This window comes from Streptomyces sp. NPDC001714 (genome assembly GCF_042892755.1).
Classification (GTDB): Bacteria; Actinomycetota; Actinomycetes; order Streptomycetales; family Streptomycetaceae; genus Streptomyces.
The window spans coordinates 190,678-212,662 of the sequence record NZ_JBIAUL010000019.1 but is presented as its reverse complement, the minus strand read 5'-3'; the positions used below and the strand labels follow the sequence as shown (position 1 = coordinate 212,662).

Here is a 21,985-nt window from a genome sequence, read left to right as displayed (position 1 = left end):
CCGCTACGAGAAGACCGCGACCATCTACCTGGCCGGACTCCATATCGCCGGCATCTTCCTGTGGTCCGCCCCCTGATCCAAACGAAACAGCCTAGCCCTTTTCCAAGTACTGCTCCCTCTCCTCGTCCAACAGGGCGTCCAGGGCCGTCCGGAGGCCCGGGAGGTCGGCCAGGTCAGGGTCCTTCGCCACCAGGGCCGTCGCCTCCTCCCTCGCCTCGGCGATGATCTCCTCGTCCTCGATCACCGCGAGGACGCGGAGGCTGGAGCGGGCGCCGGACTGGGCCTGGCCCAGGACGTCGCCCTCTCTGCGCTGTTCGAGGTCGATACGGGAGAGCTCGAAGCCGTCCAGGGTCGAGGCGACCGCCGTGAGGCGCTGGCGGGCCGGGCTCGCCTCCGGCATCTCCGTGACCAGGAGGCAGAGGCCGGGGGCGGAGCCTCGGCCCACCCGGCCGCGCAGCTGGTGGAGCTGGGAGACGCCGAAGCGGTCGGCGTCCATGATGACCATGGCGGTGGCGTTGGGGACGTTCACGCCGACCTCGATGACCGTGGTGGCCACCAGGACGTCCGTGTCGCCCGCGGCGAAGCGGCGCATCACCGCGTCCTTGTCGTCGGGGTGCATGCGGCCGTGCAGGACCTCGACGCGCAGGCCGTCGAGCGGTCCCTTGGCCAGGTGGTCGGCCACGTCCAGGACGGCGAGCGGGGGGCGCTTCTCCGCCTCGTCCTCGGCGGACTTCTTCGCCTTCCTGGGGTCGTCCTCCTCGTCGCCGATGCGGGGGCAGACGACGTACCCCTGGTGGCCGTTGGCGACCTCCTCCCTGACCCGTTCCCAGGCGCGGGCCAGGAAGTGGGGTTTGTCGGCGGCCGGGACGACATGGGTGGCGATCGGGGAGCGGCCGGCCGGGAGCTGGTCCAGGACCGAGGTCTCCAGGTCGCCGAAGACCGTCATCGCGACCGTGCGGGGGATGGGGGTCGCGGTCATGACGAGGAGGTGCGGGGGCTGCTTGCCCTTGCCGCGGAGCGCGTCTCGCTGCTCGACGCCGAAGCGGTGCTGTTCGTCCACGACCACCAGCCCCAGGTCGTGGAACTGGACCTTGTCCTCGATCAGGGCGTGCGTGCCGATCACGATCCCCGCCTCGCCCGTGACCAGGTCCAGCATCGCCTGGCGGCGGGCCGCCGTGCCCATCGAGCCGGTGAGGAGGACGACCTTGGTGGCGTGCTCCGCACCGCCGAGCATGCCGCCCTCGGCCAGCTCGCCCATCATCTCGGTGATCGAGCGGTGGTGCTGCTGGGCCAGCACCTCGGTGGGGGCGAGCATGGCGGCCTGACCGCCCGCGTCGACGACGGCGAGCATGGCGCGCAGGGCGACCATCGTCTTGCCGCTGCCGACCTCGCCCTGGAGGAGACGGTGCATCGGGTGCTCCGTCGCCAGGTCGTCGAAGATCTCCTTGGAGACCTTCTGCTGGCCGTCCGTGAGGGTGAACGGGAGGCGGTCGTCGAAGGCCGTCAGGAGGCCGTCGGGGGTCGGTCTGCGGGCCACCGCCGGGAGCAGGGAGTCCGTGTGGCGGCGGCGGGCCAGGGCGACCTGGAGGACGAAGGCCTCGTCCCACTTGAGGCGGTCGCGGGCCGCCGCGATGTCCGCCTTGGTGTGCGGGCGGTGGATCTTGAGGAGGGCTTCGGGGAGCGGGACCAGGCCGCGGCCCTCGCGGAGGGTCGGGGGGAGGGGGTCCAGGGCCTCCTGGGCGCTGGGGAGGACCGTCTGGACGGCCTTGCCGATCTTCCAGGACTCCAGTTTGGCGGTGGCCGGGTAGAGCGGGATCAGGGCTCCCGCCCAGGTCTCCACGGATTCGGCCGGGTCGTCACCGCGTAGCAACTCGTAGGCCGGGTGCGCCAGTTGGAGGCGGCGGTTGAAGACCGAGACCTTGCCGGCGAACATCGCGCGGGTGCCCGGCAGGAGTTCCTTGTGGGGTTTGTGCACGCCGTTGCCGAAGAAGACCAGTTGGAGCCGGCCGCTGCCGTCGGTGATCGTGACCTCCAGGCGCTGGCCCTTGCCGCGGGGCGCCTTGGCGGACGCGAACGTGTGCAGGCGGGCGTCGGCGACCATGGCGACCACCGTGACGTGTTCGTCCATGGGCAGGTCGGCGAGGTGGGTGAGCTGGCCGCGCTCCTCGTATCTGCGGGGATAGTGGTGCAGGAGGTCGCCGACGGTGTGCAGGCCGAGATGCTCGGCCATCACCTTTGCGGTGGCTGGGCCGAGCACCTTCTTCAGTGGTTCTTCCAGTGCGGGCACGAGATCCATTGCACACCACACCACTGACAATGCCGTATATGTCTCGGGAAACCCCTGGTCAGACGGCCGTTTTGAGTCATAGGATGGCGCGCTCCGGCCATCCTTCCGCGGTCACCGCCCCACCAGGGACCGCCCGACCCCGCGCCGACCACGTCTTCCCCCCTCCGGCGCAGCGACGATGGACTCCCAGACCTCACAGTCATCCCAGGCACCACAGCCACCTCATACGTTCCAGGTCGACCTGCGTGGTCTGGTGGACCTGCTCTCCCATCACCTGTACTCCAGCCCGAAGGTCTACCTGCGCGAGCTGTTGCAGAACGCCGTGGACGCGATCACCGCGAGACGGGCCGAGCAGCCCGACGCCCCGGCGCGGGTGCGGCTCCACGCCGACGGCAGCGCCCTCCGGGTGGAGGACAGCGGCGTCGGGCTCACCGAGTCGGACGTGCACAGCCTGCTCGCCACCATCGGGCGCAGTTCCAAGCGGGGAGACGGGCTGCAGGAGGCCCGCTCCGACTTCCTGGGCCAGTTCGGCATCGGGCTGCTGGCCTGTTTCGTGGTCGCCGAGCGGATCCGGGTGGTCAGCCGCAGTGCCCGGACGCCGGACGCGCCGCCCGTGGAGTGGACGGCCCGGGACGACGGGTCGTACACCGTACGGACGTTGGCGCCCGAGGCGCGGCCCGAGCCCGGGACCACGGTGCATCTGGTGGCGCGGGCCGGTGCGGCGGAGTGGCTGGACGAGCGGCGGGTGCTCGCGCTGGCGCGGGACTTCGGTTCGCTGCTGCCGTACGACGTCCGGGTGGGCGACGAGGCGGTCACCGACCTGCCGGCGCCCTGGGACCGGCCGTACCCCTCCCCCGGCACCCGGCGGGTGGCGCTGGCCCGGCACTGTCACGAGCTGTTCGGGTTCACGCCGTTGGACTCGATCGCGCTGGACGTGCCGCTGGCCGGGATCCGGGGGGTGGCGTACGTGCTCCCGTCGGCGGTGAGTCCGGCGCAGCGGGCCACGCACCGCGTGCACCTCAAGGGCATGCTGCTCACCGAGCGGGCCGAACAGCTGCTGCCGGACTGGGCGTTCTTCGTGCGCTGTGTCCTGGACACGGACAGCCTGCGGCCGACCGCCTCGCGTGAGTCGCTGTACGAGGACGAGACGCTGGCCGCCGTACGGGAGGCGCTCGGCGGAAGGATTCGGTCCTGGCTGACCGGTCTTGCGGCCGGTGATCCGGAACGGCTTTCCGCGTTCCTGGCCGTGCATCACCTCGGGGTGAAGTCACTGGCGCGGCACGACCCGGAGATGCTGCGGACGATGCTGCCGTGGCTGCCCTTCGAGACCACCGACGGGCAGCTGTCCCTGGAGGAGTTCGCGCAGCGGCACCCGGTAGTGCACTTCACGCGGACGGTCGAGGAGTACCGGCAGGTCGCGCCGATCGCCTCCGCGCAGGGCGTCGGAGTGATCAACGGCGGTTACACGTACGACAGCGAGCTGGTCGAGGCGCTGCCGTCGGTGCGGCCCGGGACGGTGGTCGCGGAGCTGGACGCGGACACCGTGACCGCGCATCTGGACGCGGTGGATCCGGCCGAGGAGCTGGCGGTGGCGGGGTTCCTCGCGGTGGCGCGGGCGAAGCTGGACCCACTGCAATGTGACATTGTACTGAGGGCCTTCCACCCCCTCTCGGTCCCCGCCCTCCACCTCGACGACCGCGCCGCCCGCCACGAACAGGCCCGCGCGGAGGCCGAGGAGCAGGCCGACGACCTGTGGGCGGGCATCCTGGGTTCGCTGCGCGGCAGCGCGCCCCGGGCCCGTCTGGTGCTCAACCACCTCAACCCGCTGATCCGGCGGATCAGTGCCCTCAAGGACCCGGAGCTGATCGGCACCGCGACCGAGTCGCTCTACGGTCAGGCGCTGCTGATGGCCCAGCGTCCGCTGCGCCCGGCCGACTCGGCGCTGCTCAACCGCTCGTTCATCGGCCTCCTGGAGTGGGCCACTCATGGGGAAGGCGATCGCTGATGGAGATTGCTGACTTCGACTCGCTGCGCCGGGCGATGGCGGAGAACTCCGAGGAGCCGGAGGGTCCCGCCCGCAACGCGCGCGCGGAGCGGCTGCTGGCGGAGGCCGAGAAGCTGAACATCCCGCTCGCCGTGATCGAGGCGCTCGGGCATCAGCTGAAGGTCTACAACTACAGCTCCGAGAAGGACAAGATGTTCGTCCCGTTCGCGCGGCTGCTGCGGATGTGGGACGAGCGGCCCGAGGACTTCGACGAGTACGAGGCGCATTCGCTGCACTGGGTCTTCAAGTGGATGACCGCCGGCATGCTCGACCAGCCGCACGTCCCGCTCGCCTCGATCGAGAAGTGGCTGGGCGAGATGGAGCACCGCTACCGGCTGGCCGGGCATTCGGAGCGGGCGGTGCGCAGCGCCGAGTTCAGCGTCGCCGCGCACATCGGTGACCTCCCGCGCGCGGAGCGGGCGTACGCGGCCTGGCTGGCGGCGGACCGGGACCGGATGGCCGACTGCCACGCGTGCGAGCTGCACGGGCAGGGCGGCTGGCAGCTGAAGAACGGCCGGGACGCGGAGGCGCTGGAGCTGTGGGGGCCGGTGCTGGACGGCGAGTACAGCTGCGCCCATGAGCCGCACACCGTGCTCGCCTCCTCCCTGGCCCCGCTGCTGCGGCTCGGCCGCGTCGACGAGGCCCGCGCGCACCACCTGCGCGGTTTCCGGCTCGTCCGTCCCATGGAGAGCATGCGGGGCGCCTACGCGGACCATGTCGAGTTCTGTGCGCTGACCGGCAACGAGGCGCGCGGTCTCGAGCTGCTGGCGGAACGTCCCGCCTACTTCACGGACACCGGGCAGCCGCGCAGCCGGATGGACTTCCTGGCGGTGGTGGCGCTGCTGATGGACCGGCTGACCGGGCTGGGGCTCGGCGGGCAGCGGGTGCCGGGGCCCGCCGGGCGGGCGTGGACCGCCGGGGAACTCGCCGGGCACGCGCGCGCGGAGGCCCTGGAGCTGGCCGCGCGGTTCGACGCCCGCAACGGCACCTCCTACGTCGGCGACCAGCTACGCGAGCGGATGGCGCAGCGGCCGCTGGTGGACCGGCTGCCGCTGGGCGTGCGGGCGGTGCGGACGGCGCCCGCGGGACCGCATGCGCCCCTTGTCCAGGCGCCCGCGCCGGAGCAGGCGGAGCAGCCGTCGCTTCCCACGCTCCTGGCCGAGGCGCGCCGGCTCTCGGACACGCTTCAGCCGCACGCCCTGGAGGCCTGGTCGGCGGTCGCGCGGGCCGCCGAGGAGACCGAGGTGGACACGTACATCCGCGCGGAGATCGCCGACCACATGGCGATGGGGCGCGGTCCCGAGGGTGTCGAGCTGTTCGAGCGGGCGGCGGACCTGTACGCGGCGGCGGGCGACGAGGGCGAGGCGATCGCCGCACGCGCGCGTGCCGCCTACGTACGCGCGCTGTCCGGGGAACTGGACGAGGCGCTGGCCGCGATCGACGAGCCGTACGACCGGATCCTCGCCCTCTACGCCGACGACGCGACCGGGGTGCGGCAGACCGCGTCCGTGCTGATGAGCCGGGCGCGGATCCTGATGCGTCGGGTGCACGAGCGGTCCGCGGGCGCCGGGGAGGCCGAGCAGGCCGTACGGGAGCTGCTGGCGCTGGTCGGCGGGCGCGGCGGGTCCGACGTGCGGCTGGTGTCCCGGGCGGCCGAGGGCCGGGCGATGCTGGCCGAGCTGGCCGAGCACGCCGGGGACGGGGAGCGGGCGGGCGAGCTGTTCCGGCAGGCGACGGCGCAGTTCGTGGGCGCGGAGCTGCCGTGGTTCGCGGTCGAGTACGAGGTGCGGGTGGCCGCGCTCGCCCATGAGCAGGGCGACCTGGCCGAGGCGGAGCGGGCGCTGCGCGCGGCGCTGGAGCACGGCGGGCCGTACGTGGAGCCGGTCGGGCGGGCGCAGCTGCATCTCCAGCTCGCCGAGGTGGTCGGCGGCCGGGGTGCGGCCGAGGAGGCCGCCGAGCACGCCCTGGAGGCGGCGCACTGGGCCGACGAGGCCGGGCAGAGCGGCACGCTGGGCGCGTGGGCGCGGCACCAGCTGGGCGGCTTCCTGCTGCGGCAGGGGCGGTTCGCGGAGGCCGCCGAGGTGCTGGAGTCGGCGCTGGCCGACCTGAGCGCCGAGACGCACGGCGACGGCGCGGTCGTCCAGACGCAGTGGTGGCTCGGGGACTGCCTGAGCGAGCTCGGCGAGCACCACGCGGCGGCGGAGCGGCGGCTGCAGGCGGCGGAGATCGCCCGGCACTGGCCGGAGCAGCACGACCATGCCACCCTCGCCCACCTGGCGGCCGAGTCGCTGGGCAACGCGGGGCTGCCCGCGGAGGCGGACCAGGCGTACACGCGTGCGGGCGAGTTGTGGCGGGCGCTGGGCAACGTGCACTTCCTGGTGCGTTCGCTGCGGGCCCGCGCCTGGCTGGCGCTGCGGACGGAGGCGGGGACGGAGGGCGCGCGGAAGCTGATGGCGGACGCGGTCCGGGAGTGCGAGTCGGCGCTGGTGGCCGTCGAGGACCCGGCCGCGGCGGCGCGGCTGGCCGGCGAACTGGGGCACACCCACCGGCAGTTCGGCGACCTGCTGGCCCGTTCCGTGCCGGAGGACGCCGACGATCCGGCGATCCGGGAGGCGTTCGAGGCGGCGCTCGCGCAGATGACGGCGGCGATCTCGGTGTTCGCCTCACTGGGCGATGAGGAGCTGCACAGCCGTACCGCCGCGGAACTGGCCGCGGGCTGGCTGGAGGCCGATCTCAGCCGGCCGGCCGCGGCGACGGCACGCGCCCGTGCGGTGCTGGACGCCTACGAGGGCGCCGACCCGGCCGACGAGACGGTCCGGGCCCGGCGGGCGGAGGCCCGGCAGCTGCTGGAGCCCACGGAGGAGTGAGACAGGGGTGGCGAAGGGGGCCGCTCACTCGACGCCGATGAGGAGCGGAGCCCCCTGCCGGCCGCCCCGGTAGACCACCGTGTCGACGGCGAGGTACGCCTCGCGCACGCGTGCCTCCAGGCGGTCGGCGACGCCGTCGGGCGCCTCGTCGCCGAGGACGAGGGTGACCAGTTCGCCGCCGGCCTGGAGCATGCGGTCCAGGACGGTCTCGGCGGTGGCCGTCACGTCCGAGCCGATCACCGCCACGTCGCCGTCTATCAGGCCCAGCACGTCCCCGGCCTGGCAGATGCCGGCCATGGTCCAGGACTGCCGCTCCGCGACCACGACCTCGGCGTAGCGGGTGGCGCCGGCCGCCGAGGTCATCTGGACGACGTCCTCGTCGAAGCGGCGGTCCGGCTGGTGCACCGCGAGCGCGGAGATGCCCTGGACCGCCGAGCGGGTCGGGATGAGGGCGACCCGGATGCCCTCCGCGCGGACCTGCTCGGCCGCCGCGGCCGCCGTGTGCCGCAGGTCGGCGTCGTTGGGCAGCAGCACCACCTCGCGCGCGTGGGCGCGCCGTACGGCGTCCACCAGCTCCCCGCTGGCGGGCGGCTCTCCGGGGCGCGCGAGCACGGTGGTCGCGCCGGCCTCGGTGTACAGCCCGGCCAGCCCCTCCCCCGGCACGACGGCCACCACGGCCCGCTGCACCCGCTCGCGCGGCGGCCGCGCCCCGCCGGTGTGCACGTCACCGGCGCCGAAGTGCGTGATCCGGATCCGGTAAGGGCGGCCGGCCTCCACACCCGCCTCGACCGCGGCGCCGGCGTCGTCGACGTGCACATGGACGTTCCACAGGCCGTCGCCGCCGACCACCACCAGGGAGTCGCCGAGGGCGTCGAGCCGGGCCCGCAGCCGGTCCACGGCGGCGTCCTCGGCCTCCAGGAGGTAGATGACCTCGAAGGCGGGCCCGCCGGCCGGTTCGGCGCAGCTCGCGGCCCGGGCGTCGGAGACGGCGTCCACGCGCGCGTGCCCGGCAGGGTCCTCTCCGCGCGCGGGCAGGTCGAGAGCGGTGGGCGTCTCCCCCGTGAACGCCTCGACCAGCGCCCCGAGCACCGCGACCAGACCCCGTCCGCCGGCGTCCACCACCCCGGCCCGCTCCAGCGCGGCCAGTTGTCCGGGAGTCGCCGCGAGCGCCTTGCACGCGCCCTCGTAGGCGGCCCGCGCGACCGCCCCGCAGTCGCCCTCGGCCGCGTCGGCGGCGTCCGCCGCGGCCGCCGCGACCGACAGCACCGTGCCCTCCACGGGGTGGGCGACGGCCCGGCGGGCGGCGTCGGCGGCGTGCCGCAGGGCGAGCCGCAGCCCGTCCGCGTCGATGTGAGCCGCCTCACCCTCGGTGAGGACGTGGGCCATGCCGCGCAGCAACTGCGCCAGGATCGTGCCGGAGTTGCCGCGCGCGCCTATGAGGGCGCCGTGCGCCATCGCGCGGACGGCGTCGGCCAGGGTCGGCACCTCCTCGCCCAGCTCATAGCCCGCGAAGACGGCTTCCACGGCCCCAGCGGCCGACTCCACCGTCATGTACAGGTTCGTGCCGGTGTCGCCGTCGGCCACCGGGTAGACGTTGATCGCGTCGATCTCCTCGCGCGCCCGCCCGAGCGCGCCGAGCGACAGTCCGCACCAGGTGCGTACCGCGAGAGCATCGAAGAATGTCTGCGGCACCTGCGCCACCTGCGCCTCCTTGAGCTGCTGGACGTGGACGCAGCGTAGACCCCGGAAGGGTGTCCGCCGGAAGAGGGCCGGGGGCGGGCCCCCGAGCCGCCATGCTAGTTTCGTCTAACGGACGCAGCCGTTGTATGCTGCTCCGGTTGCCCGATCTGATCGGGCCATTCCCCTGGCAATGCCACTCAAGATCTCAGATCCGTAGGATCTCGATCCCGGCGTGCCGGGATTCAACCGTAAGTGCATCTGAAGTCTTTGGAGTGACCCGTGGCTGCCAACTGCGACGTCTGCGGCAAGGGGCCGGGCTTCGGCAACAACATCTCGCACTCGCACCGCCGTACGTCCCGCCGCTGGAACCCGAACATCCAGCGTGTGCGTACCGTGGTCGGCGGGACGCCGAAGCGCGTGAACGCCTGCACCTCGTGCATCAAGGCCGGCAAGGTCTCGCGCTGACGCACTGTCGCTGAGCGCGCGGCCACCGCTGGTTCGCTGCACTGAGCCGGTCCACCTCCGGGTGGGCCGGCTTTTTGCCGTGCCCGCTCCGAGGCGGACCGGCCGGCGCCGTGCCGGAAATCCCGAACCCCGGCGGACCGTGCCCTGACAAGCTGATCCCATGCGCTTCGGCATCCTGGGCCCCCTGGACGTTCGCACCGACGACGGCACCCCCGTGGACCCCGGCGGCCCGCGCCCCCGCGCCCTGCTCACCCTGCTGCTCCTGGACGCCGGCCGGTCGGTCTCCACCCGGCGCCTCACCGACGGCCTGTACGGCGCCGAGCCGCCCGTCGGGGCCGCGAACGCGCTCCAGTCGCAGATCTCCCGGCTGCGCAGGCGGCTGGCTCCGCACGCGGAGATCGAGGCCACCGCCACCGGGTACCGTGCCGCCGTCGCTCCCGACACCGTGGACTCACACCGCTTCGAGACCTGGTCGGCGGCCGGACGCGCCGCCCTCGTCGCGGGCGACCACGGGATTGCCGCGGCCCGGCTCCGCGAGGCCCTCGCCCTGTGGCGTGGCCCGGCGCTGCCCGACCTCCCGGACGCCGAGGCCGAGGCCGCACGGCTGGAAGAGCTGCGGCTGGCCGCCGTACAGGACCGCATCGAGGCGGACCTGGCGCTCGGCGGCGGCGCGGAGCTGGTGCCGGAGCTGCGGGCGCTGCTCGCCGACCGCCCGCTGAGCGAGCGCCTGTACGGCCAGCTGATGCGGGCCCTGCACGCGGCCGGGCGGCCCGCCGAGGCCCTCACGGTGTACGAGGAGGTCCGCCGCACGCTCGCCGACCGGCTGGGCGCCGATCCCTCCCCGGAGCTGTCCGCGCTCCATCTGGAGCTGCTGCGGGGCGAGGCGCCCGAGCGGCCCCGCCTCCCGGTCCAGCTCACCCGCTTCGTGGGCCGCGAGCCCGAACTCGCCCGGATCGCCGCCGGCCTCGCCGACTCCAGGCTGCTCACGCTGACCGGCCCGGGCGGGGCCGGCAAGACCCGGCTCGCGATCGAGGCGGCCCAGCACCGCCCCGACGCCTGCTTCGTGGAACTCGCGCCGCTCACCGACGGCTCCCGGATCCCGTACGCCGTCCTGGCCGCACTCGGCGTCCGCGAGGGCCTGCGCAGCCCCGCCGCCGACACCACGGACCGGCTGCTGGCCGCCCTGGAGGAGCGCGAGCTGCTGCTGGTCCTGGACAACTGCGAGCACCTGGTCGAGGAGGCCGCCAGGGTCACCGCCCTGCTCCTCGCCGCCTGCCCGGGGGTGCGCGTGCTCGCCACCAGCCGGGAGTCGCTCGGCATCACCGGCGAGGTCCTGATCCCGGTGCCCCCGCTGCCGCCGGAACCCGCGGTGCGGCTCTTCCTGGACCGGGCCCGCGCGGTACGCCCCGGATTCGACGGGCACACGCGCGTGGCCGACATCTGCGCCGCCCTGGACGGGCTGCCCCTGGCCATCGAGCTGGCCGCGGCCCGGCTGCGCACCCTCACCCCCGACGAACTCGCCGACCGCCTCCACGACCGCTTCCGGCTCCTGTCCCGCGGCGACCGCTCCAAGGCACCCCGGCACCGCACCCTGCGCGCGGTCGTGGAGTGGAGCTGGGGTCTGCTGGACGAGGAGGAGCGGGAGCTGGCACGGCGGCTGACGGTGTTCTCCGGGGGCGCGACCCTGGCGGCGGTCGAGGCGGTGTGCGGGCTGCCGTATCCGGAGGACGTGCTGGCCTCGCTGGTCGAGAAGTCGTTCCTGGAGGTGTCCGAGGGCCGCTACCGGATGCTGGAGACGATCCGGGCCTTCGCCGCCGAGAGCCTGGCCGGACCGGAGGATCTGGCGGACGCCCACGCCGGATACTTCCTGCGGCTCGCCGAGGAGGCCGAGCCGCACCTGCGCGGCGGCGGGCAGCTGCCCTGGCTGGACCTGCTGGCCGCCGAACAGGCCGACCTGGACGCGGCCCTCCGCCACCTCGTGCGCCGCGACACCGGCGGAGCGCTGCGCCTCATGGGCCCCCTCTCCTGGTTCTGGCGGCTGCGCGGGGTGCACGGCGAACGGGTGGCGACGGCACGCGCCCTGCTGGCCGCCGTCGGGGACGCGCCGCCGCCCGGGCTGGAGGAGGAGTACGTGCTGTGCGCGATCAACGCGCTCTCCGGCGGGGGCGACGAACCGGAGCTCGTCGCGCGCGTGGACGCCGTCCTGGACGCGTACCGGGGGCCGCTGCGGCTGCCGTACATCCTCGTGCTGTGGGCGGTGGCGGCCGGACCGCGGCCCGCCACCGACGCGCACGCGCTGACCCTGGCCGGCGGCTCCCCCTGGGCGCGCGCCCTGCTCGACGTGGGCCTCGGCTTCCGGGCGCAGTTCGCGGGACGGCCGCGGGAGTCCGAGGAGTACTTCGCCCGGGCGCTGGCCGGATACCGGGCCACCGGGGACCGCTGGGGCATGGCCAACTGCCTCGACCCGCTCGGCATGATCGCCCACGCCCGAGGTGACTCCGAGCGCGCTCTGGAGCTGCTGGACGAGGGGCTGGCCCATGTGCGCGCGCTGGCCGCCCCCGAGGAGACCGCCGATCTGCTGCGCACCCGGGCCACCGTGCTGCTGCACCGGGGCGACACGGCCGCCGCCGAGACCCACTTCGAGCAGGCGCTGGCGCTCGCGCGGGGCGCCGGGCTCCCGGACAAGGTGGCGGCCGCCCGGCGCGGCCTCGGTGACGCGGCCCGGCTGTCCGGGAACCCGGCACGCGCGCGCGTGCACTACGAGACCGCCCTCCAGGAGTGCGCGGCCAACTGGTTCAGCGTCGGCGAGACCGTCCGCAGCCTCATCGGGCTCGGCCGGGCGGCCGCCGCAGAGGGGCACACCGAGGAGGCCCGCGACTGGTTCCGGCAGGCCGCCGAGCTGGCCGTGGAGGGGCCGGGCGACCTGGAACTCGCCGACGCGGCCGAGGCGCTGGCCTCCGCCGCCGGCTCCGCCGAGCGGGCCGCGGTGCTGCTGGGCGCGGCGACGGGCCTGCGGGGCGGCCGGACGGCGGGCGACCCGGACGTCGTACGCGTCGAGCGGCAGGCACGGGCGAAACTCTCCGCCGAGGCGTACGACCAGGCCTTCGAGCAGGGCCGACGGCAACGGTCAGCGGCGGTCAGCGAACGGTAGGGGGACGGTCAGCGCCCCCGCCGAAGCTCATCGCATGACGAAGAACACGACAGCGAAGAACACGGCAGAGAACACCACGCAGAACACGGCGCAGAACCTGGCCCACCTCAGCGTCCTGATCTCCGGCGCCAGCGTCGCCGGACCCGCCCTCGCCCTCAACCTCGCCCGGCTCGGCGCCCGCGTCACCGTCGTCGAGAAGGCGGCCGAACTGCGCGGCGGCGGCTTCGCCGTCGACTTCCGCGGCCATGTCCACCGCACGGTCCTGACCGCCATGGGCATCTGGGACGAGATCCACGCCCGCCAGACCCGCATGGGCCGCCAGACGGTCGTCGACGCCGACGGCAGCCCGCGTGTGGACCTGCCCGCCGAGCTGATGAGCGGCGACGTGGAGATCTTCCGCGGCGACCTCGCCCAGATCATGTACGAGCGCACCAGGAACGACGTCGAGTACGTCTTCGGCGACTCGATCACGTCCCTCGCGGAGGACCCGCAGGGCGTCGACGTCACCTTCGAGAACGGCGCGCCGCGCCGCTTCGACCTGGTCGTCGGTGCCGACGGGCTGCACTCCAACACCCGTCGTCTCGTCTTCGGCGACGAGTCCCGCTACCTGCGCTTCTTCGACCACTACGTGGCCGGCTTCGACGTCCCCAACCACCTGGGCCTGGACCGCACCGGCCGGGTCTACAGCGAGCCCGGCCGCGCGTTCGTCATCGGCAACTACGACGGCGACCCGGACCGCGCCGGCGCGCTGCTGGTCTTCCGGTCCGAGGAGCTGTCGTACGACCGTCGGGACGTCACGGCGGTCAAGCGGATCGTCATGGACCGCTTCGCCGGGATGGGCTGGGAGGGCCCGGCCCTCCTCAAAGCCCTGGAGGAGGCCGACGACGTGTACTTCGACGCGATCGCCCAGATCCATGTCGACCGGCTCGTCAAGGGGCGGGTGGCGCTGCTCGGGGACGCCGGGTACGGGGCGACGATGGGCGGGATGGGGACGGGCGTCGCGATCGTCGGCGCGTATGTCCTCGCCGGTGAACTGGCCCTCGCGGGCGGTGACTTCCGTACCGCCTTCGCCGAGTACGAGTCCCGGATCCGGGACTTCGCCAAGGGCTGCCAGAAGATCTCCGGGAACGCGGGCCCGTTCTTCGCCCCGCCGACCGAGCGGCGCATCCGCAGCCGGGACCGGATGTACCGGGTGCTCGCCTCCCGTCCGCTGGCCCGGTTCTTCAAGAGGATGACCGAGAAGGCGGCCACAGACATCAGGCTGCGGGAGTACCCGGCCCTGTCCCGGGCCTGAGGGCCCAGCCGTGGTCCACGGGCCCGATCCCGGCGCCGAGCGCGAACCCGGCCGCGATCGCCCCGGTGACGTACTCCTTGGCCGCCACCACCGCCTCCGGCACGGACTGCCCCTTCGCGAGCTGCGACGCGATCGCGGACGCGAGGGTGCAGCCCGTGCCGTGGGTGTGCCGGTTGTCGAGCCGGGGAGCGCGCAGCAGGTGTTCGTCCGTGCCGTCCGTCAGCAGGTCGACGGCCTCGCCGGGCAGGTGTCCGCCCTTGATCAGCACCCAGGTCGGGCCGTACGACAGCACGGCCGCCGCGGCCCGGCGCAGATCGGTCTCCGACTCGACGTGTACGCCGGTGAGTTGGGCCACCTCGTCGAGATTGGGGGTGGCGACGGTGGCCAGCGGGAGGAGCCCGGTGCGGACCGAGTCCAGGGCGGAGGCGGCGAGGAGCGGGTCGCCGTGCTTGGAGACGCCGACCGGGTCGACCACCACGGGCGCGTCGGTGCCGGCGATCAACTCCGTGACCGTCTGCACGAGTTCGGCCGAGGCGAGCATCCCCGTCTTCACCGCGTCGACCCCGATGTCGTCGACCACGCTCCGGTACTGGGCGCGGACGGCCGCCACCGGCAGCTCCCAAGCGCCCTGCACGCCCACGGAGTTCTGCGCGGTCACCGCCGTGAGCACGCTCATGCCGTGCACGCCCAGCGCGAGCATCGTCTTCAGGTCGGCCTGGATCCCGGCCCCGCCGCCGGAGTCGGAGCCCGCGACCGTCAGCACGCGCGGCAGGCTCATGACTCGATGTCCCCGAAGTGGTCCCAGCCGCCCTTGCTGGTCCAGGGTGCCCCGTCGACGGTCACCTGGGGCAGCGCGGACGGGTTCAGCACCTCGCCGATGACCTTCCAGCGGGCGGGCAGCTTCACGTCCGGCGGGAAGGTGGCCACGATCGCGTGGTCCTCGCCGCCGGTCAGCACCCACTGGATGGGGTCGACGCCGACGGCCTGGCCGATGTCGTTCATCTGGGTCGGGATGTCGATCGCGCCGGAGCGGATGTCGATCCGCACCTTGCTGGCCTCGGCGATGTGCCCGAGGTCGGCGATCAGCCCGTCGCTCACGTCGCACATCGCGGTCGCGCCGAGGGCGGCGGCGGCCGGGCCCGCGTGGTACGGCGGCTCGGGGCGGCGGTGCGCCTCCACGAACGCCCGCGGCGAGCGGAAGCCCCGGGAGAGCACCGCGTAGCCGGCCGCGGACCAGCCCAGCCAGCCCGTGACGGCGATCAGGTCGCCGGGCTGGGCGCCGGCCCGGGTGACCGGCTCCTGGTTGCGCAGGTCGCCGAGCGCGGTGATGGACACCATGATCGTGTCGCCGCGGACCACGTCGCCGCCGACCACCGAGGCGCCGGCCACCTGGCACTCGTCCCGGATGCCGTCCATCAGCTCGCTGGGCCAGGTCACCGGCAGTTCGGCGGGCACGACCAGGCCGAGCAGCAGGGCGGTCGGCACGGCGCCCATGGCGGCGATGTCCGCGAGGTTCTGCGCGGCCGCCTTGCGGCCCACGTCGTAGGCCGTGGACCAGTCGCGGCGGAAGTGCCGGCCCTCCAGCAGGATGTCGGTGCTCGCCACCACCCGGCGGTCGGGCGCGGCGACCACCGCGGCGTCGTCGCCGGGGCCGACCCGGACCGCCGGAGTGGTGGTGAGACGGGAGGTGAGCTCCCTGATGAGCCCGAACTCCCCGAGCTCACCAACAGTGCCCTTCATTGCCCTTACGCCCCTTCTCTGCCTTGCCGTGCCCGCTCGCGCGTCATCGTCGTCCTGGATACGGTCGAGGTGACCGTCAACTTCTGTCGTGCCTGCACCCCGGCGCGCAAGCCCCTGTCCGCGCAGGTCTCCCCGCGGTGAGCGGTCACGCGATACCGTGGCGTTCCTTTTCCCCACATGATCCTCGTGGCCGCCCTGGAGGTTCCGTGGTACAGGCGTACATCCTGATCCAGACGGAGGTCGGCAAAGCGTCGACCGTCGCAGAGGTCATCAGCAAGATCCCTGGAGTCATCCAGGCCGAGGATGTGACAGGACCGTACGACGTCATCGTGCGCGCGCAAGCGGAGACCGTCGACGAACTCGGTCGGCTGGTGGTCGCGAAGGTCCAGCAAGTGGACGGCATCACGCGTACCCTGACCTGCCCGGTCGTCCATCTGTAGCCCCCGTCTACCCTTGGCCGGTGAACATCTTCCGTCACCGGCCATTCGGTCTGCCCGCGTTCGCCGCGCTGATGATCGCGGCAGCGGGCTGCTCATCAGCAGACGACGCCCCGTCGGCGGCGGTTCCCAGTCCGGGCGGGGCGGTTGCGACGCTCTGCGATCGCCTGGACCGGGTACTGCCGGCGAAGGTCGACAAGCTGGGCCGACGGGATCCGGAACCGGCCTCGCCGCTGACCGCCGGGTGGGGCGGCGACCCGGCGATCATACTGCGCTGTGGTGTCGAGCGGCCTGCGAAGATGGCTGACGCCGAGGCCGACGGGGTCGAGGTGAACGGGGTCGGGTGGCTGCTGGAACAGGAGTCCGACAAATCGTTTCGGTTCACCACGACGTTGCGGAAGGCGTATGTCGAGGTGACGATCCCCGCGGGACGGACCGCCGATGGCATGGCGCCGTTGGTGAGCTTGGCGCCAGCCATCAAGAAGGCGATTCCTGAGGGAATCGCCGACTAGCCGGCGCCCCGTAGGGGCGCTGGGGGTAGGAACTGCTCAAGCAACCACAGACGACCCGCGGCCGACAGGCGACCTTGAACGTCACGGTGACCGAACGCTCCGCTGGAGGTGCCGCGATACGTCGTCAGTCGACTGCGGCGCCGTCGCGGCTGGTCGCGCAGTTCCTCCCCCAGCCTTCGGCCGGGGGTACCCCCAGCGCCCCTTTCGGGGCGCTTCAGCGCGGGGGGTTTCTAGCGCAGGCCCGTTGAACGGTTGAGCGCTGCCTGGATCAGGCGGTCGATCAGCTCGGGGTAGGCGACACCGGTGGCCTGCCACATCTGGGGGTACATCGAGATCGGGGTGAAGCCCGGCATCGTGTTGATCTCGTTGATGACGAAGTCGCCGTCCTCCGTGAGGAAGAAGTCGGCGCGGACCAGGCCCTCGCAGGAGGCGGCCTCGAAGGCGTCCACCGCGAGCTTCTGGACCTCGCTGGTCTCCTCGGGCGTCAGCGGGGCCGGGACGATGCCGGGGGTGGAGTCGATGTACTTGGCCTCGAAGTCGTAGTACGCGTGCTCCGAGGGCGGCGGGATCTCGGCCGGGACCGAGGCGCGCGGGCCGTCCTCGAACTCCAGGACGCCGACCTCGATCTCGCGGCCGCGGACGGCCGCCTCGACGAGGATCTTCGGGTCGTGGGACTGGGCCTCGGCGATCGCCTCGTCCAGGCCGGAGAGGTCGTCGACCTTCGTGATGCCGATCGACGAGCCCGCGCGCGCCGGCTTCACGAACAGCGGCCAGCCGTGCTCGCCGGCGAAGTCGACGATCCGCTTGCGGGCGGCGGACTCCTCCTGCTGCCACTCGCGGGGGCGGATCACCAGGTACGGGCCGACGCCGAGCCCGAAGGAGGCGAACACCCGCTTCATGTACTCCTTGTCCTGGCCGACGGCCGAGGCGAGCACGCCGGAGCCGACGTACGGGACGCCGGACAGCTCCAGGAGGCCCTGCAGGGTGCCGTCCTCGCCGTACGGGCCGTGCAGCATCGGGAAGACCACGTCGACCTCGCCGAGCGCCTTGGGCACAGAGCCGGGCTCGCTGTAGACGACCTCGCGGTTGGCCGGGTCGACGGGGAGCACCACGCCGCCCTCGGCGGACTCGGCGAGGTCGGCGACCTCGGGCGTACGGCGTTCGGTGATCGCCATGCGTTCGGGTTCGTCGGCCGTGAGCACCCAGCGGCCTTCCCGGGTGATGCCGATCGGCAGGACGTCGTACTTGGTCCGGTCGATGGCGCTCAGGACGGCTCCGGCGGTGACCATGGAGATCCCGTGCTCGGAGCTGCGGCCGCCGAACACGACGGCCACGCGCGGCTTGCGAGCGGGCTGCTCAGGGCTCTGGGGGAGGTTCTCGGTGCTCATATCGCGTCGAGAGTACCCGGTGGTAGGGCCCCGAGACAGCGTCCGCGACGTGGGGTCGCTCAGCGTCGCTCGGGCTTCGCGCTGCGCGACATCAGCTCCTTGAGGGCGACCACCGGGGGCTTGCCCTCGTGCACGATGTCGACGACCGTCTCGGTGATCGGCATCTCCACACCGTGCCGCCGGGCCAGATCGGCCACGGACTCGCAGGACTTGACGCCCTCGGCGGTCTGCTTGGTGACCGCGATGGTCTCCTCCAGGGTCATGCCCTTGCCGAGGTTGGTGCCGAAGGTGTGGTTGCGGGAGAGCGGGGAGGAGCAGGTGGCCACCAGGTCACCGAGCCCGGCGAGCCCCGAGAAGGTCAGCGGGTCGGCGCCGAGGGCGGAGCCGAGCCGCGCGGTCTCCGCGAGACCGCGCGTGATGAGCGAGCCCTTGGCGTTGTCGCCGAGCCCCATGCCGTCGGCGATGCCCACGGCGAGGCCGATGACGTTCTTCACCGCACCGCCCAGCTCGCACCCGACCACGTCGGTCTCGGTGTACGGCCGGAAGTACGGCGTGTGGCAGGCCGCCTGGAGCCGCTGGGCGACCGACTCGTCGGTGCAGGCGACCACGGCGGCGGCCGGCATGCGGGCCGCGATCTCCCGGGCGAGGTTGGGGCCGGTGACGACGGCGACGCGGTTCGGGTCGACCTTGGCGACGTCCGCGATGACCTCGCTCATCCGCATGGTGGTGCCGAGTTCGATGCCCTTCATGAGGGACACCAGGATCGTGCGGGGCGCGAGCAGCGGCGCCCAGTCGGCGAGGTTGGCCCGCATGGTCTGGGACGGCACCGACAGGATGGTGAAGTCGGCGTCGGCGGCCGCCTCGGCTGGGTCGGTGGTGGCCCGCAGGTTCTCGGGGAGTTCCACGCCCGGCAGGTAGTCGGGGTTGGTACGGCCGGAGTTGACGGCCTCCGCCACCTCCGGGCGCCGCGCCCACAGGGTGACCTCGCACCCTGCGTCGGCGAGCACCATCCCGAAGGCCGTACCCCACGAACCCGCGCTGAAGACCGCCGCCTTGGCAGGCTTGCTCACTTGCCGCTCTCCTCTTCCAGACCGCTCTGCGCCCGCGTGCGGCGCCGCTGCTCGATCCGCACCTGGCGTGGATCGTAGGGGGTCTCGGGAGCCTTCTCGCCGCGGATCTCCTCCAGCTGGCGGGTGATGGCCGCCATGATGACCTCGGTCGCCTCCTTGAGGACGTCCTGGGTCATCTCCTTGCCGTAGAAACGCGTGAGGTCGACCGGCGGGCCCGCGAGGACGTGGTGCGTCTTGCGCGGCAGCAGACGGGGCTTCTTCGCGTACGGCGGGAGGAGTTCGTTGGCGCCCCACTGGGCGACGGGGATCACCGGGCACTTGGTCTGCAGCGCGACCCTGGCGGCACCGGTCTTGGCGGTCATGGGCCACTGGTCCGGATCGCGGGTGATCGTTCCCTCGGGGTAGAACGCGACGCACTCGCCACGCTCCACGGCGTCGATCGCGGCCCGGAAGGCGCTGAGCGCGTCGGTGGACTCGCGGTAGACGGGGATCTGGCCGGTGCCCCGCATGGCGGCGCCGACGAACCCCTTCTTGAAAAGCCCGCTCTTCGCGAGGAATCGCGGAACACGGCCGGTGTTGTACTGATAGTGGGCGTAGGCGAAGGGGTCGATGTGGGAATTGTGGTTCACCGCGGTGATAAAACCGCCCTCGGCCGGAATGTGCTCCATTCCACGCCAGTCCCGCTTGATCAGAACCACCAGCGGAGGTTTGCAGAGCACCGCAGCGAAGCGGTACCAGAAGCCGATTCTCCGGCGGGGCACGCGGACACCTTCCTCTAGGACTTCTTCCCGGTCTGGGATCGGGAAGAAGTGTGGCCCCGGCCCGCCGGCCTGTCGAGAACACCGTACGCCTCGGTGTCGCGACCTCCCCGTGAGCCCGGGTGACAATGAGGCAACAAGGGAGGGACGGTACGACTGTGCAGTGGACCTTGGTCATCCCGCTCAAGCCTCTGGCGCGGGCCAAGAGCAGGCTCGCGGACACCGCGGCGGACGGTGTGCGTCCGTCACTGGCCCTCGCCTTCGCCCAGGACACGGTCGCGGCGGCCCTGGCCTGCCAGTCGGTGAAGGATGTGGCGGTCGTCACGGACGACGCGGTGGCCGGGCGCGAGCTTTCGGCACTGGGCGCGCGCATCGTCCCGGACACGCCGGGAAGCGGCCTGAACGCGGCGCTGCGGCACGGCGCGGCCGCCGTCCGGGCATCGCGTCCGGAAACCCCCGTGGCGGCCCTGAACGCCGATCTCCCGGCCGTCCGCCCACTGGAATTGGCCCGGGTGCTCGATGCGGCCGCGGAATTCCCGCGCGCTTTTCTCCCGGACGCGGCGGCAATCGGCACCACCCTGCTGGCGGCGGCCGCCGGCCATGAATTGGCGCCCGCATTCGGCACGGATTCCCGCGCCCGGCACGCCGCCTCGGGTGCCGCGGAACTGCGTCTGGTGGACGTGGATTCGGTACGCCAGGACGTGGACACCGGCGCCGACCTGCGAGCGGCCCTGGCCCTGGGCGTGGGCCCCCGCACGGCCGCGGTGGCGGCCCGCCTGCTGATCCCGGACCAGTAGGCTGCGCTCATGCAGGCGACCGCATACACGTACGACCCCGAGACCCGCAGCGGTCAGGTACTCCTCGACGACGGAACGCCGGTGGCGTTCGACGGTGAGGCCTTCGACGCGGGCGGCCTGCGACTGCTCAGGCCGGGGCAGCGGGTGCGGATCGAGACGGAGGGGACGGGCGAAGGTCTTCGCGTAACCCTGGTGACCCTGCAAACGTTCTGAAGCGCAGGCGCCCCGTAAGGGGCGCTGGGGGTACCCCCGGCCGAAGGCTGGGGGAGGAACTGCGCGACCAGCCCCCACCGGGTTCGCACCCGAAAAACAACGCAACTCTGCCTCTCGAACACACCGCGGGCCGGACTCCCCAGGGGAATCCGGCCCGTCGCGTGAGTATCCCAACCCCGCTGTCGAGCGGGCCCCGCCTCAGCGTGCGGCGGTCGTCTTCTTCGCCGTGGCCTTGCGGGCCGTCGACTTCTTGGCCGGCGCCTTCTTGGCGGTGACCTTCTTGGCCGGCGCCTTCTTCGCGGCGGCCTTCTTCGCCGTGGCGGTGGTCTTCTTCGCGGTCGTCTTCTTCGCCGCGGCCGTCGTCTTCTTCGCGGCCGCCGTCGTCTTCTTCGCCGCGGCCGTCGTCTTCTTCGCGGTGACCTTCTTCGCGGTCACCTTCTTGGCGGTGGTCTTCTTCGCCGCCGCCTTCTTGACCGTCGCCGAAGCGCCGCCGGTCAGGCTGCCCTTGGGCGCCTTCTTGACCGCGACCTCGCCGCCGCGCGGCAGCTTCTTGGAGCCGCTCACCAGGTCCTTGAAGCCCTGACCGGCACGGAAGCGCGGCACGGAGGTCTTCTTGACCCGAACCCGCTCGCCCGTCTGGGGATTGCGGGCGTAACGGGCGGGACGGTCCACCTTCTCGAAGGACCCGAAGCCGGTGACCGAGACCCGCTCACCCGCGACGACCGCGCGGACGATGGCGTCCAGGACATGGTCGACAGCCTCGGCGGCCTGCTGGCGGCCGCCCATCTTGTCGGCAATCGCTTCTACGAGCTGCGCCTTGTTCACGTCTTCCCCTTCGGAGACATCGCCAGAACGAATGTGTTCAAGCTTTTTCGCACGTTAGGCAGATATATACCGCAAATCAAACACGAAACGGGCTTATCACCCTTGTGCCGCAACGGACTCGGCCTGCTCGTACGGTCCGGTCAGCGGTCCTCTTCGGGGATTCGACCCGCGTCGAGGTCCGCGTTGAACCGTTCGAGCCGCCTTGCCGCGTCGGCGAGATCGTGCTTGGCCGCGGCCGTAATGACCAGCAGCTTCCGGGTCAGCGCCATCCGTACGCCCTCCGGGACTTGCAGTGCGCGCACTTTTGTGTGCGCTTCCTTGAGTTGGTCCGCGACCGCCGCATAGAGCTGGAGTTGGCCGTCGTGTTCCATGCACAGATTGTGCCATCTGGGGCGAGTTGTCGCCTGCGCAGGGTGCAACTGGCGCCTCAAATGGCCTTCCGGGCACTTGCGGAAGC

General features: G+C 72.7%; 18 protein-coding genes. 9 read left to right on the top strand and 9 right to left on the bottom strand.

What is annotated here, in order from left to right; translation table 11 throughout:
• Positions 1–91: 91 nt before the first annotated feature.
• Entirely contained in the window at positions 92–2,296 is a 2,205-nt protein-coding gene (gene recG, locus ACFY0P_RS39720) for an ATP-dependent DNA helicase RecG (protein WP_388924920.1), read from the bottom strand.
• Between the two features lie 169 nt (positions 2,297–2,465).
• On the opposite strand from recG, the gene ACFY0P_RS39715 reads away from it, so the two are divergent.
• Both ACFY0P_RS39715 and ACFY0P_RS39710 read left to right on the top strand, forming a co-directional pair.
• On the top strand, positions 2,466–4,292 hold the full coding sequence (locus ACFY0P_RS39715) for an HSP90 family protein (RefSeq protein ID WP_388924917.1): 1,827 nt from the start codon (positions 2,466–2,468) through the stop codon (positions 4,290–4,292).
• Positions 4,289–7,198 carry a tetratricopeptide repeat protein gene (locus tag ACFY0P_RS39710; RefSeq protein ID WP_388924944.1) on the top strand — a complete coding sequence of 970 codons (2,910 nt, stop codon included), beginning with the start codon at positions 4,289–4,291 and terminating at the stop codon, positions 7,196–7,198. Before ACFY0P_RS39715 ends, ACFY0P_RS39710 begins: the two co-directional genes overlap by 4 nt.
• Positions 7,199–7,222: 24 nt before the next feature.
• Here the strand turns inward: ACFY0P_RS39710 and ACFY0P_RS39705 are convergent, their stop codons facing one another.
• Positions 7,223–8,899, bottom strand: coding sequence for a DAK2 domain-containing protein (locus ACFY0P_RS39705; protein WP_388924914.1), 1,677 nt, complete (start codon positions 8,897–8,899; stop codon positions 7,223–7,225).
• Positions 8,900–9,157: 258 nt separating this feature from the next.
• Between ACFY0P_RS39705 and rpmB the strand changes: the two genes are divergently transcribed.
• The 3 genes from rpmB (at position 9,158) to ACFY0P_RS39690 (ending at position 13,788) form a co-directional block, all read left to right on the top strand.
• Entirely contained in the window at positions 9,158–9,343 is a 186-nt protein-coding gene (rpmB, locus tag ACFY0P_RS39700; protein WP_003993230.1) for a 50S ribosomal protein L28, read from the top strand.
• Between the two features lie 160 nt (positions 9,344–9,503).
• Positions 9,504–12,494 (top strand): ATP-binding protein, encoded by a 2,991-nt coding sequence (locus ACFY0P_RS39695; RefSeq protein ID WP_388924911.1) that lies wholly within the window; start codon positions 9,504–9,506, stop codon positions 12,492–12,494.
• Between the two features lie 34 nt (positions 12,495–12,528).
• Positions 12,529–13,788, top strand: coding sequence for an FAD-dependent monooxygenase (locus tag ACFY0P_RS39690; RefSeq protein ID WP_388924908.1), 1,260 nt, complete (start codon positions 12,529–12,531; stop codon positions 13,786–13,788).
• Here the strand turns inward: ACFY0P_RS39690 and thiD are convergent.
• On the bottom strand, positions 13,751–14,566 hold the full coding sequence (gene thiD / locus ACFY0P_RS39685) for a bifunctional hydroxymethylpyrimidine kinase/phosphomethylpyrimidine kinase (protein WP_388924905.1): 816 nt from the start codon (positions 14,564–14,566) through the stop codon (positions 13,751–13,753). The two genes, ACFY0P_RS39690 and thiD, sit on opposite strands and share 38 nt — an antisense overlap.
• On the bottom strand, positions 14,563–15,528 hold the full coding sequence (locus tag ACFY0P_RS39680; RefSeq protein ID WP_093498874.1) for a thiamine-phosphate kinase: 966 nt from the start codon (positions 15,526–15,528) through the stop codon (positions 14,563–14,565). The genes thiD and ACFY0P_RS39680 overlap by 4 nt, the downstream gene beginning before the upstream one ends.
• Before the next feature lie 206 nt (positions 15,529–15,734).
• On the opposite strand from ACFY0P_RS39680, the gene ACFY0P_RS39675 reads away from it, so the two are divergent.
• Both ACFY0P_RS39675 and ACFY0P_RS39670 read left to right on the top strand, forming a co-directional pair.
• Positions 15,735–15,968 (top strand): Lrp/AsnC family transcriptional regulator, encoded by a 234-nt coding sequence (locus ACFY0P_RS39675; protein WP_388924902.1) that lies wholly within the window; start codon positions 15,735–15,737, stop codon positions 15,966–15,968.
• Between the two features lie 20 nt (positions 15,969–15,988).
• Complete coding sequence (locus ACFY0P_RS39670; RefSeq protein WP_388924899.1) at positions 15,989–16,477, top strand: DUF3515 domain-containing protein; 489 nt, start codon at positions 15,989–15,991, stop codon at positions 16,475–16,477.
• 230 nt (positions 16,478–16,707) lie between these two features.
• Here ACFY0P_RS39670 and ACFY0P_RS39665 read toward each other — a convergent pair whose 3' ends face one another.
• Genes ACFY0P_RS39665 through ACFY0P_RS39655 form a run of 3 tightly spaced genes read right to left on the bottom strand, consistent with a single transcriptional unit; the run spans position 16,708 to position 19,696 of the window.
• The gene (locus tag ACFY0P_RS39665) at positions 16,708–17,865 is read right to left on the bottom strand and encodes a D-alanine--D-alanine ligase family protein (RefSeq protein ID WP_388924896.1); all 1,158 of its coding nucleotides are present in this window, start codon (positions 17,863–17,865) and stop codon (positions 16,708–16,710) included.
• A gap of 59 nt (positions 17,866–17,924) precedes the next feature.
• Positions 17,925–18,935 carry an NAD(P)H-dependent glycerol-3-phosphate dehydrogenase gene (locus ACFY0P_RS39660; RefSeq protein ID WP_388924893.1) on the bottom strand — a complete coding sequence of 337 codons (1,011 nt, stop codon included), beginning with the start codon at positions 18,933–18,935 and terminating at the stop codon, positions 17,925–17,927.
• Complete coding sequence (locus ACFY0P_RS39655) at positions 18,932–19,696, bottom strand: lysophospholipid acyltransferase family protein (RefSeq protein WP_388924890.1); 765 nt, start codon at positions 19,694–19,696, stop codon at positions 18,932–18,934. Before ACFY0P_RS39655 ends, ACFY0P_RS39660 begins: the two co-directional genes overlap by 4 nt.
• A 155-nt stretch (positions 19,697–19,851) precedes the next feature.
• On the opposite strand from ACFY0P_RS39655, the gene cofC reads away from it, so the two are divergent.
• Complete coding sequence (gene cofC, locus ACFY0P_RS39650; protein WP_388924887.1) at positions 19,852–20,490, top strand: 2-phospho-L-lactate guanylyltransferase; 639 nt, start codon at positions 19,852–19,854, stop codon at positions 20,488–20,490.
• A 9-nt stretch (positions 20,491–20,499) separates the two neighbouring features.
• Positions 20,500–20,703 (top strand): hypothetical protein, encoded by a 204-nt coding sequence (locus tag ACFY0P_RS39645; protein WP_388924884.1) that lies wholly within the window; start codon positions 20,500–20,502, stop codon positions 20,701–20,703.
• A 198-nt stretch (positions 20,704–20,901) separates the two neighbouring features.
• Here the strand turns inward: ACFY0P_RS39645 and ACFY0P_RS39640 are convergent, their stop codons facing one another.
• Both ACFY0P_RS39640 and ACFY0P_RS39635 read right to left on the bottom strand, forming a co-directional pair.
• Positions 20,902–21,528: an HU family DNA-binding protein gene (locus ACFY0P_RS39640; protein WP_388924881.1), complete on the bottom strand. Its 627-nt coding sequence runs from the start codon at positions 21,526–21,528 to the stop codon at positions 20,902–20,904.
• Positions 21,529–21,668: 140 nt separating this feature from the next.
• Entirely contained in the window at positions 21,669–21,899 is a 231-nt protein-coding gene (locus ACFY0P_RS39635; protein WP_351707116.1) for a hypothetical protein, read from the bottom strand.
• Positions 21,900–21,985 lie beyond the last annotated feature (86 nt).

Coding starts and splice junctions, on each gene's coding strand:
- recG (WP_388924920.1), bottom strand. CDS start 2,296: ATGGATCTCGTGCCCGCACTGGAAGAACCACTGAAGAAGGTGCTCGGC.
- ACFY0P_RS39715 (WP_388924917.1), top strand. CDS start 2,466: ATGGACTCCCAGACCTCACAGTCATCCCAGGCACCACAGCCACCTCAT.
- ACFY0P_RS39695 (WP_388924911.1), top strand. CDS start 9,504: ATGCGCTTCGGCATCCTGGGCCCCCTGGACGTTCGCACCGACGACGGC.
- ACFY0P_RS39690 (WP_388924908.1), top strand. CDS start 12,529: ATGACGAAGAACACGACAGCGAAGAACACGGCAGAGAACACCACGCAG.
- thiD (WP_388924905.1), bottom strand. CDS start 14,566: ATGAGCCTGCCGCGCGTGCTGACGGTCGCGGGCTCCGACTCCGGCGGC.
- ACFY0P_RS39680 (WP_093498874.1), bottom strand. CDS start 15,528: ATGAAGGGCACTGTTGGTGAGCTCGGGGAGTTCGGGCTCATCAGGGAG.
- ACFY0P_RS39665 (WP_388924896.1), bottom strand. CDS start 17,865: ATGAGCACCGAGAACCTCCCCCAGAGCCCTGAGCAGCCCGCTCGCAAG.
- ACFY0P_RS39645 (WP_388924884.1), top strand. CDS start 20,500: ATGCAGGCGACCGCATACACGTACGACCCCGAGACCCGCAGCGGTCAG.
- ACFY0P_RS39635 (WP_351707116.1), bottom strand. CDS start 21,899: ATGGAACACGACGGCCAACTCCAGCTCTATGCGGCGGTCGCGGACCAA.